We start from the raw sequence: 14581 nt of genomic DNA, 5'->3' as shown, positions 1-14581 counted from the left end.
CAGACGCACGCCACCGATCAGCTAAGTGACACCAGAGAGCCGACCGTCCCACCGACTGGCGCCGGAATCCTCAGGGTTGGACACGCGAGTTGCTACCCAGTCGTTCCACGAGGGAAGCGGCCGCAGACATGCACCCCACCCACGAAGGTCACGGCTGTTGCGTTGCGCTGCTCGGCGAACACGTCGCGCTTGCCGCCGTCCAAGATGTGGTCGCCTCGAGGCCGGGTCGTCTGGCAGCGCGTGTCGATCTGGCCGACGCGCTGGCCGCGCTCTGGAGTGCCGAGCGCATCGCCGCTGGCCGCGCGGGCTCGTTGCCCTCGCTGCCGGCTGTCGATAGCGCTGGGCTGCAGACGGCGATCTGGTACTGAGCTTCGGCGCCGCCCGCGCCGTGCTCCGAATCGGTAGCGCTTGCACTTGGCGTGGTGCAGCGGACGCCGCCACACGTCCGGCCAGAGCTGGGCTCGCAGACGCTCCCCTCGCGTCAACAGGGGAACCCAAGCGGCTCGCGTGTTCCGGGCTTCGCGCCCTTCTCCCTGACTTGCTTTGGGCGTGATCGTTTTCATCATGGTCTTGCCGCGACTGCAGCCCTGGGCCGCAGCCGCGGCGAGGCCTGCGGAGCCGCATGAAGGCCGATGCGGTCTCCCGTATCCGGTATCGCGGCCACAACCGTGCCTCGGTGCTGCCGAGGCAGTACCCCCTGACGCGCTCGGCGGGATGACACCCGGCCGAGCGCTCAGTTCAAGCGGTCGGAGGTTTCAGAGATTGCTTGTCCGCTTGACGGGAGCTCTGACGCTAGAACCACGTTCCGGCTCCACGGCCTCGACACCGCGCGGACGCGCAGGCCACGGCGGGGCAGCAGAGGTCGACGATGCGAGGGCTTCTTGAGGCAGACGGAGGGTCGGCAGGCGTCTGCCGGCTTTCGCCCCGCGCGGCGCCATCGCGTCGCGCCGTTCGGTCTCAACGCCCCCGACGTTTGTTGTTCTCTTCGGGCGGTGCTTCGATCACCGGGTGCAGGCTGAGTTGGCCCGTGTCCCGAATGGCGATGCGCTGCTGCACTTCAATGCCATCAGCGATCGTGCCCATGTAGCCGGCGGCCATCCACATTGACTGCACGCGCTGACCGCTGATGCGATCGATGTCGCTGCCATACGCCTCGCGGTCGATCTCGATCAGCAGGTAGCCCGCGCTGCTGTCGGCCTGCGGGAACAGCCGCAGCGAGAAGTGCTGGCCGCGGCCAGTGAAGTCGTCGAAGGCGTAGCGGCGCAGCGGCTGGCGGGAAGCATCGAGCACACTCACGGATGCCCCCAGCAGATGTTCCTTGCCGATGTGCAGGAACAGGTCGAGTTCCTGCTGCGCACTGCTCTCGTCCAACTGCAGCAGCAGCACCGGCTCGGCGGCGTCGTCCCGCTTCATGCAGGCCGCGGCGTCGCGGAAATCGCCGTGCCACAGCCCCCGCCTGTTCGGCGCCAGGGCCGTGGCTGTCAGCTCAGTCAGCGAGGATACGCACGGCCCGGAGGCCGTCCACGGCGGCGGTTCGGCAGGCGGCTTGGGTGCTTTGGCAGCGCAGCCCGCCAACAGCAGCAGGCTTGCGCAGGCCAGCGCAGGATGCGCGCGCCTCATGAGCGGCTGAGCAGCTGTGCCAAGCGTTCAGCGACGCGGCGGAAGGCCTGGTCCAGGCCGTCGATTGGAGCGGTACCAGCGGCCTTCAGCGCATCGAAATCGGGATAGGCATAGGCCGGGTCCGGGGTGATCAGCACGGTGTTGCCCGTGTTGGGAAACACGTTGTTGTAGGTGATCACTTCCTGGAACAGCTCGGTCTTGCCGCTGGCATCCATCAGGCGCGCGGTCAGCACGACGGTGGGGCGGTAGGGGGCGCCGTCGCTGGAACCGGCAGAGGCCAATCCCACAAACCCGAAGTTCACGTCCAGCAGCGCCTGTGCGGCGGGCTCGCTGGGGGCGGGGTAGGCCTTGCGGACGCCCCAGATGTTTCGCGCGATCTTCGGCTTCGCAGCCTCCACGTTCCCGTTGGGCCAGCTCAGCGTGTAGCCCTCGCGCGCCATTGCCTCGGCGAACGCAGTGCGGAAGGTTTCAACGTGGTCGAACTGCTTGGCCTCGATCTGCTCCTTCAGCCAGCTCCGGCGCGAGGCTAGGTGTGCTTCTGCGATCAGCCCGCCGATCAGACCGAAGCTGGCTCCGGGGTTGTTCACGATGTACACGTCAAGCGCCGTTTGCCGCATGGGCAGCACCTCAACATGCGTCAGATCAGCATGCGCCGCCGCGTTGAAGGGCCGGCTCTTGGGGGCGGAAACACAGCCACCCAACAGGGCCAGGCTGAGCAGAAGCAGTGTGGTGACGCGGGCGCTCAATCGCATGGAAATACTCACTCGTAAAGAATTGCCCGCACGAGGGATTCGGGCGGGGTAGGGCAGTAAGGGGAACGCAACAGAGGGCTCAGCGCCGATGACTCGCGCGCCGATCCCCCAATCGGCGCGGCGCGATTCTTCCTGTCCGAGCGGCGAATCGCAAGCGGGAATTTCGTTCGATCTGGCTGTGTTGCGCGGTTGGGCAAAAGCTGGCTCATGGCGCCGGCATTCGCCCTTGCGCCCGCCCCCCGATTGGCATGCAGCAGCCCGCGTATACGCTGGCTGTCAGGCCTCGCCGAACGGCCAAGGCCAATGGCCCGCCGCAGAGCCCGCCGCCATGCCGACAGCGCCCGGGGCCGCGCCGCATCCACGCATGGCCTCTGCGCGCAGCCCTGGCAGTACTGCTGCTGGGCGCCGGGCCCGTGTGCCGCCGCGAAGAGACCGCCTCAGCCTGCGCCCTGCGCAAAGCCTGCGCGTCCCGAGCAAGCTCGCTCCGACACGCAGCCGGGCTTGGTGAGACGACGAACAGCGTCGCAGGCCTTCTGCGTCTTGAGAGAGCTTTACAGTCCCGCGCGGCGCGTCGCGTGCTCTTGAAGAAAAGCGGGTTCTTCGTGGCTGCGAGAGCGGGGATCCAACTGGATTGGTGATCCCCGCGAAGCGCCTGTCCGCGTCTAGGCGGGGAGGGGGGTTCAGCGGTTCAGTGCCCGTCTTCCGGCCCAAGCCTCGCTGCTGACGCGGCTGACGATGCTGACGATGCTGCCCGTGAGTATCCGCTCGCGTGCCGGCGCCGGTTCGGTTTTGCCAGTGTGCGGCATTCCATAGGAGTGACCGACGGCCGCGCGCCGCTTCCGCGGTCGACCGGATCCCTCCACTGGAGTCGCCATGTACGTTCTTCCTTGTTTCCACCCGCGCCAGGTTGTTGCCGTGCTCGCGCTTCTCTTGCCTGCGCTCGCTGCGAACGCCGAGGTGCGTTGTGTCGACACCATCGCCGAGCTGAACACCGCGGTCACGCGCGCCGATGAAGTGGACGTGGAGATTCGGCTGGTGCAAGGCACCTACGACCTCACCAACTCGTGTCTGGACGAGGCGACGCGCTGCAGCACCGACGATGATCTCGTCATCAAGGGCGGCTACACGGCCAACTGCGCGTCGCAGGTGCTCGATGCCCGCCTGACCGTGCTGACGCTTCCCGCTGGTGGTGTGTACCTATGGAACGCGGGGAACGCTTTCGAGGGCAACGGTGATATCGGAATCCACAACCTCACGTTCCGCGACACGCCAGGCGGCGTCTATCTGAGCACGATCGGCAACTTCGCACTGCCAGACCAGTCGGTGAGCCTGTCGAGAGTCTGGTTTGATTCAACCCACTTGACCCTCGACACCTCGGAAGTCTTCGCTGCACACGTCATGGTGTCGGACGCGGCTGCTTCCTGTGCCCTGCGCATCATCGATGATGAGGAGCTCGAGTACGTCGCGCTGCGTCAGCTCACCGTTGCCAACGGCTCGGGGGATGGCCTGTGCGTCGGCGATACCCTGGCCGACGACTGGCGTCTGGTGATGGAGAACAGCATCGTCTGGGGCAACCAGGGCGACGACATCGTGCTCAGGGTCAGTGCCGGCGGGACGATCAACGCCGCAATCACCCACAGCACCTACGCAACCCTGGTGAACAATCGGCCGATGCTGGCCGCGCCAACCGCGACCTTGAACAGCGATCCGCAGTTCGTCAACCCGGCCATCGGCGACTACGAGCTCGGTGGCAGCTCCAGCTCGATCAACTCCGCTTTGCTGCTCGCCAACAGCTGGGGCGACAGAGACTTGAAGGGCGATGCGCGGATCTTCGGTTCGCTTGCGGATCGCGGCGCGCTGGAGTCGCCCATTGGCAGCACCGCGACGACCTTGACGGTGACCAACAGCAACAACAGCGGTCTGGGCTCTTTGCGGCAGGCCCTGCTGGATGCCAACGCGTCCAGCAACTTGAACACCATCGAGTTCGCGATCGGCAGCACCTGCGGGCCGCACATCATCAACCTCAGCGGGACCTTGCCCGACATCACCGGCCCGGTGCACATCAACGGCTACAGCCAGCCCGGCGCGGTGAAGAACAGCAGCGAGATCGGCAGCAACGCCAGCGTGTGCATCGTGCTGAACGGCTTTTCCGGCTCGGGCAGCCTGTCGGCGATGGTGGTGCCGCAGGGGGTTGCCGCGGGCACCAGCGTGCGTGTCGACGGCCTTGCCTTCAGCGGCTTCGACCTCGCGGCCATCACGTTCTCGGGCGGCAGCGATCACGCGGTCAGTGGCTCGCGCTTCGGCGGCAGTCTGGGCGCCACGGTGCTGGATCCCAGTGGCTACGGCGTGCAGGTGGGTCGCGACATGACTGGCGTGCATATCGGTGGGCCGCTGCTGTCGGACCGCAACGTGTTCGCCGATGCCACCGTGGCGGCGATCTCGATTGCGGGCTCGGCCAGCGTGCAGCCCTCCGAGGTGCTGGTCGAGAACAACTACATCGGCACCACACCGGGCGGCGCCGGCGCGGAGTCCAATCAGCGCGGCATCGTGGTGCGCGGGTTCAACAACCGCATCCGCAACAACCTGATCTCCAACAACCTGCAGAGCGCGATAGAGCTGGATGGCAGCCTGGCGACCGGCAACATCATCGAGTACAACACCATCGGACTGCCGCCGCTGTGCGTGCTCGGGCCCTGCGATTCGAATGGCAATGGCGCGCACGGCGTGCTGATCCGCGACGGTGCGTCCCGCAACACCGTGCGCAACAACGACATCGCCCATAACGATGGGGACGGCATCGCGGTGGTCGCCGCGGCGGGCAATCCCTTCTACGCCAACGCGATCTACAGCAACGCGGGCGAAGGCATTGATCTGGGCGACGACGGATTCACCGCCAACAACAACGACAGCTCGATCACCCTGCCGGTGCAGGCGGGCAACGAGAACATCAATGCGCCGGTGCTGGGAGCCGCAGCCGGAGGGGCAGGGGCTGGCACGATCAGCGGTAGCTACAGCTCGCGCAACGGCTGGTATCGACTGGATTTCTTCGCCGCCGACACTTGCCCCAATCTGATCGCCGCGGAGGCCGGCCAGGGGCGCTATCGGCTGACCTCGACCACGGTGCAGATCACCAACGCGAGCAGCGGCAGTGACGGCAGCGTTTCGTTCAGCGGGGTTCCGATCAGCCGTGCCAACGCTCCCACCTTCTTCGACCAGCCGCGCTACGTGCTGGCGACAGCAACACGCTTCTCGGGTGCATCGCCCTCAGGGCCGCTGTCGGGAACCTCCGAGTTCAGCAAGTGCTCGCTCTTCCAGCGCTCGGCAGCGCTGTTCGCCAACGGCTTCGAATAGGCGCTGAACTGTCCCGCCGCCGCGGGCCATCGAAAGCACCCTGATGCAGGCATAGCGGTCAAGCGGGTCTGCAGGCAGGCCGCGATCAGTGGGCGCTCGAATCGGTAAGGCCGAGTCGCGCTTCGATGGCTTGCAGCCTTGCCCGCAGCGCTGCGTTGTCGGCCTCCACGCGGCCGAGTCGCTCCGCAGCCAGGCTGTCGCGTGCTGCGAGTTCCTGCACCGCATTCGCGAGCACCGCGGTCAGCCGGTCGTACTTGACGCCTTCGATCTCGCCCTTCGCGTTACGCGTGATCAAGCGCTCGTCGATCGTGGCGATCTCCTCGGCGACGAAGCCGATGTCGGCTTCCAGTGAGTCCTTCCAGCGATAGCTGACCGCGCGCAGGCGCACCACTGCCGCGAGGCCGAGCTCCAGATCGCCGATGTCGCGCTTGTAGCGGGCGCTGGAGGAGCAGGTGGCGACCTGGGCCCCAAGGTTGCGGCAGAGTGCAGTGGCGCCTGCATTGCCGAGCGTATCGACCCGTAGCGTACCGTTGACGCGCAGCGCGTTGCCCGCCGGGTCGTTGCTGTTAACTGCAACGCCGCCGGCTGCACGCACGAGGAATTGGTTCTCACCGGTCGAGATGAAGTTCCCACCCGTACCATCGGCCCAGACGAAGGTGCCCGCGTCACCGATCGTCCCTGATCTTGGAACACCCTCGCAGCCCGGCCCCTCGGTCCCCGGTCGGACCTTCGCGTCCCGCCCGCCTGCCCACGAATAGTCGCCTCCCGCGCAGTTGCGATCTCCGCCGCTTACGGTGCTGGCCCAGCCGCGCGCGGCGTTGTCGGTGCCGCCCCCAACCGTACTGAGTCCACCGCTGGCGCCGTTGAAGAGTCCCCCGCCGACAGTACTGCTGTTGCCGCTCGCGAAGTTAAGGCCGCCGCCACCGACGGTGCTGGTGATGCCGCTGGCGGTGTTGCTGGTGCCGCCACCCACGGAACTCTCGGAGCCGCTGGCGGTGTTGCCGTCGCCACCGCCCACGATACTGCTGGCGCCGCCGGCGGTATTGTCAGTGCCGCCGCCGACGGTGCTGGCGGCGCCGAAGGCGTTGTTGTTGCGACCGCCGCCGACGGTCGCGAAGGCGCGATCGCCCGGCGTGCCAAGGCCATCTCCGGCGTCATTGCCATAGCCGCCACTGACCGTGCCGTAGTGGTCCCTGACGCGATTCGGATTCTCGGAGGTCAAATCAGGGTCCGTGTCGCCACCCGGCACCCCGCCGCCGGCGATGGTGGCGCCGCGAACGCCGGCGTTGACCAGGTTGAAACTGGACCCGGCAATCGTGTTGGTGGTGATCGGGAAGCCGACGAAGGTGATGCTGGACGGTTCAATTCGCAGGCTGCGGGCATTGGCCGTGCGCACCACGAAAGGCTGCGCGTCGGTGGTGCCGATGAAGTTGGACGCGCTGGTGCCTGCATTGCCCAAGCGACCCCAGGCGTCCGCTGACCCCGCCGGCCCCTGCGGTCCTGTCGCACCTGTAGCCCCCGCAGCGCCCGTGTTGCCAATCGGCCCTTGCGGGCCTGCAGGCCCCTGCGGTCCCACCGGCCCCGCGCCCGCGGATTCGCAGGTGACCGTGCCATTGGCATTGACCTGCCGGATCGACTGTCCGCTCGGACAACTCGACGCCACCCGCGCCTGCACCTGCGCGGTGTTGATGTCCGCCGAGCCGATCGTGCCGTCGACGATGCTGGTCGTCGTGACCGCGTTGGCCAGCGCCACCGCTGCACCCCAGGCATAGGGGGCTGCCGTCATTTCGGTGCGTGGGCTCAAGGTCTCGTAGGCACTGCCGCCGGCCGGGCGGATCGCGATCTCCAGCCACTGCCGATCTCCGGCGAACTGCGCCGGCCCGAAGTCCAGCGGCACCGCGAACAGGCCGCCGGTCGCGGACACGCTGGTCGCAGAGACCGTGGCGCCAAGCTGCGAGCCACCCGCTTCCGCGTTGTAGAGCCGGAACTGCATGTCGTAGTTGCCGGTGGCGGGCCCCGTGCTGAGTCGCAGCTCGCCCTGGTAGGTGAAGGCGGGGGTCAGTGCCTGGGCATACAGCAGGTCGTTGCTGCCGATGATCAGGCCCGCCGCGAGGAGCGTGCGAACCAGGTGTCGATGGATAGCCATGCTGCGTTCTCCGACTGATGGGATGGGCGACTCGCCGCGCTTACGGCGACTCGAACCCGTTTGCGAACAGCGCATCGGGCAGCGGTGCAGCAGCGTTCCGATGGAACGCACCGCTGAGCGTGTAGCTGGCGCTGCTGCTCGTCGCGCCGGCATCGGGCTGGCCGATGGAGCCGTTAAGCGCATAGCTCGCGCTGGTCGACCGTGCCGCGCCGCCGTCGATCGACTGGCGCGGCATCTGATAGCTCGCGCTCGACTGCGCCGCGCTTGGCGGGGATAGCCCCGCGATGATCAGCGCGACCAGCGCGGCGGCTGCGAGCAGCCCTCCCGACCGGCACGTCGAATCCGAAGCATCGATGGCGCGTGGCGCAGTGCTCACGAGCACCGGTCTGGACATGCGCGCACGGCCCCGGTGGCGACGCTGAAGGCGTTCTGTTGGCATGGCCGACGTCCCAGCGAGCGCTCGGCTGCCCCACATGGCAGCACCTGGCCATGTACACGCGAGAACTCGATCGGAGGGCTCACCAGGCCAAGGGAAACATGAGAAGACCGGCTGGTCTGGCCTCGTAGCAGCGCTTGGCTTGCAGTCGAGTCGCTGGGTTCGCGTGAAAGCGCGCTGGGCCTGGCCCCATGCATCGAATGGCTTCGAATAGGCGCTGAGCGGTCCCGCCGCCGCGGCTCGTCGAACTGCAACCTCGGTGATGAAGGCTTTGACCTTTCTCTACGCGCGCCGCCTGCTCTTCGCCGACCTGCTGAGTCGTGCGGAAGCACGCGGTTCGCCGCTGGGCCGGGTGCGTGTTGTGGGTGCCGAGGGACTGATCGGCCTCAAGCTGCAGGCGCTCCACAACGCGCCCAGCCACCACCGCGAGCGTGGAGCCTGCGCGGCAGACGCCATCCGGCTGCGACGGCGCTCTCGCCACAGGTTGCCTGACGCAACAGCTCGGCCGGCGCTATATCGGGCAGTTCAACGCGTGCCACGCACGCAGCGGAACGCTCTGGGAAGGTCGGTACAAGGCCTGCCTGGTCGATAGCGAACACAATTTTCTACGCTGCAGCCGCTACATCGACCCGAACCCGGTCCGCGCGCGCATGACGGACGACCCTACCGCATTCCCGTGGTCGAGCTGCGCGGGCCTGTGCGGGCTCCGCGAGGATCCGCTGCTGACCCCGCACCCCTTCCAGCAAGCGATCGGTGCAGACCACTATCGCGCCCTGCTCGCCGAGGCGATCAGCGACGAAGACCTGGCCGCGATCCGGCTCTACCTGCAGCAACAACGCGCCTACGGCCGCGACGACTTTCGTGCGATGGTCGAAGCCAAGACCCAGCGCTTCGCCAGCGTGCGGCCGGCGCATCGGCCGGCCAGATCAAGGAACGCGACCGGGTAAGTGAACCTGACCCCGTTCTTGACCGACCCCGTTCTTGCTTTCCCTGGACTCAGCGGGGTTCGAAGCCGTCGCGAAGCACGCCGGCTTCGCCCGCGGCCTCGCTGAAGATTGCGCGGTCGTCCTCGGGATTGAGAACGACCGAACCTGGAGCGGCCGTTGCACTCGCCTCGATCTGGACGAAGGCCGACGTGAGGTCGACCCGGCCGCGCAGAAGGATCTCCGCCTGAGCGCCGGCTGCGAGGCCGCTCATGAGTGTCGGTGACCCCGACCCACCCTGCGCCGGGCAACTGCCCGTGCACGTCCAGTCCAGTTCCAACAGCCCCGACGTCGCAACGGCGCGCAGCGTTACAGCGGCCAGATCCACCGGGCCATTGTTGCGCACGAGGACGCGGTAAGTGCGCCTGTTCGCGCCCGGATCCGGTTGGAGGCGTTCGATATTGACCTGCAGGTCCGAGCCGTCGCCCACGACGATGCGGAAAGCGCGCGCTGTGCGATCACGACCGCCGTTGGCGGTTCCGCCCGTGTCGATCGCGAGTGCCTCCAGTCGGGCGCTGCCGGCATTGCCGCTGAGACGGTAATGCAGCGTGCCGTCCGGACTCAGGGAGACATCCGACACCACGGTGGCCGGGTCCAGCAGCTCGACAACCGTCAGCGCGACGCTCTGCTCGGCCTCCAATGGCCCCGGAGTGAGCTGCGTCAGAAAGCCCGGTCGTTGCCTGATGCCGCTCGTTCCGCTGGGATGCGAGGGATTGCCGCCCAATGCGAAGTCGGGCGGATCGTTGACTGCGAGCACGTTCAGCGTGACCGTCGCGCTTCGGCGTGCGCCAGCAGGGTCGGTTGCCAGCAGTTCAAGATTGGTACTGCCGTGCGCATCGGCGTTCGGAACGAGAACCAGCAGCCGGCTGGCGTCTGCGCCGCCGAGGCCTGCCTTCAGGGCGGCATCGCTGATCAAGGCTGGATCCGCGGAGCGCGCAGCGAGTCCCACCGACGCGGCTCCGGACTCGACGTCGCCGACTTCGATTTCCAGGGGCCCGCCCACCGTGTCCTCCAGCATGTCCACTGATGCAGCAGCGGTCAGGCTGGGACTCGCGTTCACGACCACAGCAATAGGCATGGAGTCGCGCGCCGGGTTCGCGTTGTCGCCGATGTAATGCGCCCGAAGACTGCGTGTGCCGCCGGGCAGTGCGCTGGTCACGCAGCTCGCGGAGGCGGAGCCGCCGTTGTTCGAGAGTGGACGCTCGCTGCAGCCGGCGATGCCAATGCCACCGTCGGTGAAGCGGACCGTTCCGCTGGGGGCCGTGCCCGTAACCGTTGCCGTCAAGGTCACTGCCTCACCTTCATTGGGTGCGCCGCCGACGGGAGACAGACTGACGGTGGTCGAGGGATCGAGCGCGAAAAGCGCCACATCGTTTCCGCTGATGGCCGCATAGCGGATGCGGAAGGAAAGCGCGCCGATGCTCAGCTCTCCTCCTTCGGGCAAGTTGGCGAAGCTGCCCGCGACCGGGTCGCTGCCATCGTTGATGATCAGCGGCATGGCCCGCCCGGGCTGATGGGTGTAGCCGCTCAACAGCGCGAGCTGAAGGCCCGCACCGCCCAGTGCCACTCCGCCGTTGACCTCGACGGTATCGTTCGCAGCGGCTCCCAGTTCGAACTCGATGCTTGCTGGCGCCTGCAGCGTCAGGGAAGCGCTCTGAAGCGTTCCCGGCGAGCCGCCGGGCGCCAGTCGCCCACCGCCACGGACGAGCGCATCGCCGATCCGCCCGATGCCGCTGACCCGACCGGAGGACTCCACCGTGACCGCGCCTTGGGTGCCGTTCGCGACCCAGGTCCCCTGCTGCACCACGGTAGAAGCGTGCGTGGCAGTACCGGTGTAGGTGTAGGACGCTGCGCCCGTCTTGCGCAGCGTGCCCGGGCCACTGATGCGGCCCGCGTATTCGCATGCCGCGGGCATGGTCAGCGTCAGCGTGGCGCCCGCGCCAAGTTCGAGCATGCCGAGGTGGGGCAGGTCGCCCTCCTGTGGCCGTGGATCGGCGCTGACACAGTTCACGGAATGCGATCCTGCGATCGCGATGGTTCCGGTCGCGGTGCGCTGTTCCTCGACGATGAATACCCCGGAAAGATGCAGGCTCGCACCCGGCAGAAAGCTCGCGGTCGAGGCCTGCTCGAATCGGCCGGCGTTGACGATGACCGCATCGCCGATGCGTCCGCCGGACAGGTTCTGGAACAGGGGCTCGGCGCCCATGAATCCAAACGGCGTGGCGATGACGCTTGCATGCAGTACGACACCGCCTTGAATGAGGCCCGCGTTGCGCCCGGAAGAGCGCGCCAGACGCCCATGACTCAGTGCAACCGGACCGCGGATGTTCCCGGTCGAGGTGTTGTTCAAGTCCACGTCCGAGGCAGCCTGGGCGACCCGCACCAGTTCTCGTGCCGATTGCGCGGCGCTCGCCACCAGTCCGGCGCCACCGTTGATCACCCCGCTGTTGGTGACCTGATAAGCGTTGGCGTCCAAAAACGCGAAGTTGGGCCGGGTGAACAGGTACTGCTCGATCACCCCGCCGCTGTCGTTGGTGACGGTGAAGTCAGGCGCCGCGGAGTAGACCTCCGCACGGCCGAGGGTCCCGGCGTTCAGGAACTCACCCTCCGCCCACTCCACCCGAGCGCCCGCGAAGTTGAGCAGGCGCACCGAGGTCTTTCCCGTGATCTGGCTGTAGTTGAAGACCTGCATGCGGCGCATCTCGTCGGAACCCAAAGGTCCGAACGCGCCTACGACTCCCGTGGCCGTGCCCCAATTGAAGACCGTGATCGGCACCCCCGACAAACCCTCGGGACGGGTCGCGAGGACGTCGCGCACCACAGCGCCTGCGGAGATATTGACCTGTCCGGTCGACAGTTGAACCTGGCCGATGTTGGCGCCCTGCGCCAGCGTGACGCCAACGCCTGGACTGGCTCTGACGTCGACGATGGAGAGGTTGCCGCTGCAGGTGGTGTCCCCGCCGGAGGGCACCGGGAAGGGTACGCATTGCGCATGGGCGAGACCGCAGGGCAGAAGCAGCAACGCAAGCAGTGGGCGACGGCGAATACTGCCGCGGGGCGAGCCGTTGGGGTGAAGGGCCATGGGGGCATCCGTCTCGGGCTGGGTTGCGGAAACCAAGCGCAGAAAGCCCGCGAACTCCCTCGCTCGCCTGCGCGTTACCCTGGGGCGCGGTCCGTCTTTGGATGGACGTGGGTAGAAGAATCTGCGCCTTGGGCAGCTTTTCCGCCGCAGCTATCGTCACGAGGAGGTGACGCATTTCCTGTGCGCCGCCCCCAAAGTGGTCGCCGACCCCTGTACGTGATCTTTGCACGGAAGTCTCGGACCAGTGATGGCTACCGATCTGCCCGCTTCGAGCCTCACGTACAAGGCAACGTGACTGCGACGCCGCGCACGGTATGCTTCATCGACCGGGTTGGTTTCGTATCGGCAGACGGTCGCCGACGTATTGCTGAGGGGTTGACGGCACCGCCCGGTGCCCAAGGGGAGAGACGCGTGCCAAGGTCCAATCACAGCAATCACCGCTGCTCTTCACTGCTGGCCACGATCCTGTTGGCCGCGACCTTGATGACCATGGCGTTCGCGGGCCCGGCCTCGGCGCAGGACGTCTGGCTCCAGGCCTACTTCGGTCCCCCGTCAGTCCCAAGGGATACCGGGACAGTGAGCTACACGCTGCTGATCAACAACAACAGCGCTGTGGTCATGCCGGCGAATACGATCCTTGTGAGGGCGGAAGCGGTCCAGGTGAATCCGAACGCGAATGTCGCGATCACCCTGTGCGGAAACACGACCAACAATGAGGCCTCCTGCCTTCTTAACTCCAACCTCTTCCCCGGCGCGAGTTGGAACTTCGGATCGATCACCCTGCGGGCGCCCGGATCGATCTTTCCGACCGCGATCGAGGTGAGGTTCAGCGTTTCCCGGGCCGGTGACACCAACCCGTTGAACGACGCCATCTCAGTCACCGTCCCATTCAACAGGTCGGCGACCGACCTCGCGACCGGGCTCAATCCGGCCACCCGCACGATCACCGTCGGTGACACCGTCGGCTACACGCTGACCACCACCGCCCAGGGCGAAGACACGGCCGGCGTCATCGCCACGGTTGAGACACCGCCCGGTGTCACCCTGGCAAACGTCAGCGACCCTGACTGCACCATCCAATCCGGCGGCGGGAACGGGCTCCGCTGCGCCCTGGGCAGCTCTCCCTCGCGTTCGATCACGTTCAACGCGACGTTCACCGAGGTCGGACCTGCGGTGACCCTGCGCTCGGGAATCAGCTCCGGCTCGAACAGCGACCCCAACGCGGCCAACGACCAGGCTTCTTCGGTCGTGACCGTGGAGCCGCGCCGCCAGATCGGCGGCACCGTCACCGGCCTCGCGGGCAGCGGCCTGGTACTGCAGAACAACGGCGCCGACACTCTCGCCATCACCGCCAACGGCGCATTCACCTTCCCCACGGCGCTCGCCAACGGCAGCAGTTACGCCGTGACCGTCGCCACCCAGCCCGGAAACCCCAGCCAGACCTGCACCGTCAGCAATGGCGGCGGCACTGTGGCCGGCGCCAATGTCACCAATGTCGCCATCACCTGCACCACCAACACCTACACGGTGGGCGGCACGGTGTCCGGGCTTGCCGGCAGCGGCCTCGTGCTGCGCAACAACGGCGGCAATGATCTGGCGATCAGCGCCAATGGAGCATTCACCTTCCCCCCTGCGCTAGCCGACGGCAGCGCCTACGCCGTCACGGTCGCCACGCAACCGGGCAGCCCGAGCCAGACCTGCACCGTCGCCAACGGCAGCGGCAACTTGGCAGGAGCGAACGTCACCACGGTTGCGGTTACCTGCGAGATCGATCCGCCCGTCGTCAACCTGTCCACGGCCGGACTCTCCTTCGGAAGCGTCAACGTGAGCGCCTCGGGCACGGCTACGGTCACGATCGGCAACACCGGCCGCGGCGATCTGTTGATCAGCCAGTTCACTCCACCCCAGGCGCCGTTCTCCATCACCGGCGGTAGCTGCGGCGCACTGCCGAGAAGGCTCCTCGCGGGTGAAAGTTGCACCGTCGTGCTCCGCTTCGCACCTGCTTCGCGCGGGCTGTTCTCGGGCACGTTCACCATCGTCAGCAATGCTGCCAGCAGCCCGCACACGATAGCGCTGTCGGGGAGCGGGTTCGTAGCGGCGGTCATGGTGCCAACGCTTGAACCGACCGGCCTTTGGCTCTTGGTATTGGGGGTTGCGCTGGTTGGCGCGCTTGGCTTGCGTCGGGTGCGTTGATCAAGCCGCCGGGCTCTC

General features: G+C 67.1%; 9 protein-coding genes. 4 read left to right on the top strand and 5 right to left on the bottom strand.

What is annotated here, in order from left to right; translation table 11 throughout:
- Window positions 1–128: 128 nt before the first annotated feature.
- Window positions 129–368, top strand: a complete 240-nt coding sequence (locus H4O13_07560; protein MBE5315243.1) for a DUF429 domain-containing protein — start codon at window positions 129–131, stop codon at window positions 366–368.
- A gap of 589 nt (window positions 369–957) precedes the next feature.
- Here H4O13_07560 and H4O13_07555 read toward each other — a convergent pair.
- Both H4O13_07555 and H4O13_07550 read right to left on the bottom strand, forming a co-directional pair.
- A complete protein-coding gene (locus H4O13_07555; protein ID MBE5315242.1) occupies window positions 958–1413 on the bottom strand; it encodes a hypothetical protein in 456 nt (151 codons plus the stop codon).
- 203 nt (window positions 1414–1616) lie between these two features.
- Window positions 1617–2372 carry a hypothetical protein gene (locus H4O13_07550; protein MBE5315241.1) on the bottom strand — a complete coding sequence of 252 codons (756 nt, stop codon included), beginning with the start codon at window positions 2370–2372 and terminating at the stop codon, window positions 1617–1619.
- Window positions 2373–3245: 873 nt separating this feature from the next.
- Here H4O13_07550 and H4O13_07545 point away from each other — a divergent pair.
- Window positions 3246–5723: a right-handed parallel beta-helix repeat-containing protein gene (locus tag H4O13_07545; protein MBE5315240.1), complete on the top strand. Its 2478-nt coding sequence runs from the start codon at window positions 3246–3248 to the stop codon at window positions 5721–5723.
- An 85-nt stretch (window positions 5724–5808) separates the two neighbouring features.
- On the opposite strand, the gene H4O13_07540 is transcribed toward H4O13_07545, so the two are convergent.
- Window positions 5809–7869: a tail fiber domain-containing protein gene (locus H4O13_07540; protein MBE5315239.1), complete on the bottom strand. Its 2061-nt coding sequence runs from the start codon at window positions 7867–7869 to the stop codon at window positions 5809–5811.
- A gap of 40 nt (window positions 7870–7909) precedes the next feature.
- Window positions 7910–8245 carry a hypothetical protein gene (locus H4O13_07535; protein MBE5315238.1) on the bottom strand — a complete coding sequence of 112 codons (336 nt, stop codon included), beginning with the start codon at window positions 8243–8245 and terminating at the stop codon, window positions 7910–7912.
- A gap of 641 nt (window positions 8246–8886) precedes the next feature.
- Between H4O13_07535 and H4O13_07530 the strand changes: the two genes are divergently transcribed.
- A complete protein-coding gene (locus H4O13_07530; GenBank protein MBE5315237.1) occupies window positions 8887–9252 on the top strand; it encodes a transposase in 366 nt (121 codons plus the stop codon).
- A 49-nt stretch (window positions 9253–9301) separates the two neighbouring features.
- Here H4O13_07530 and H4O13_07525 read toward each other — a convergent pair whose 3' ends face one another.
- Window positions 9302–12370 (bottom strand): Ig-like domain repeat protein, encoded by a 3069-nt coding sequence (locus H4O13_07525; GenBank protein ID MBE5315236.1) that lies wholly within the window; start codon window positions 12368–12370, stop codon window positions 9302–9304.
- Window positions 12371–12946: 576 nt separating this feature from the next.
- Here H4O13_07525 and H4O13_07520 point away from each other — a divergent pair.
- Window positions 12947–14563, top strand: a complete 1617-nt coding sequence (locus tag H4O13_07520) for a choice-of-anchor D domain-containing protein (protein ID MBE5315235.1) — start codon at window positions 12947–12949, stop codon at window positions 14561–14563.
- Window positions 14564–14581 lie beyond the last annotated feature (18 nt).

The organism is Lysobacterales bacterium (assembly GCA_014946745.1).
In the GTDB taxonomy this organism is placed as follows: domain Bacteria; phylum Pseudomonadota; class Gammaproteobacteria; order Xanthomonadales; family Xanthomonadaceae; genus Aquimonas.
The sequence above is the reverse complement of the archived record's forward strand: the minus strand, read 5'-3'. Positions and strand labels throughout refer to the sequence as shown.

What these genes read in the sequence shown, in the direction of transcription:
- H4O13_07540 (MBE5315239.1), bottom strand. Translation starts at nt 7,869, where the DNA reads ATGGCTATCCATCGACACCTGGTTCGCACGCTCCTCGCGGCGGGCCTG.
- H4O13_07550 (MBE5315241.1), bottom strand. Translation starts at nt 2,372, where the DNA reads ATGCGATTGAGCGCCCGCGTCACCACACTGCTTCTGCTCAGCCTGGCC.
- H4O13_07525 (MBE5315236.1), bottom strand. Translation starts at nt 12,370, where the DNA reads ATGGCCCTTCACCCCAACGGCTCGCCCCGCGGCAGTATTCGCCGTCGC.
- H4O13_07545 (MBE5315240.1), top strand. Translation starts at nt 3,246, where the DNA reads ATGTACGTTCTTCCTTGTTTCCACCCGCGCCAGGTTGTTGCCGTGCTC.
- H4O13_07560 (MBE5315243.1), top strand. Translation starts at nt 129, where the DNA reads ATGCACCCCACCCACGAAGGTCACGGCTGTTGCGTTGCGCTGCTCGGC.
- H4O13_07555 (MBE5315242.1), bottom strand. Translation starts at nt 1,413, where the DNA reads ATGAAGCGGGACGACGCCGCCGAGCCGGTGCTGCTGCTGCAGTTGGAC.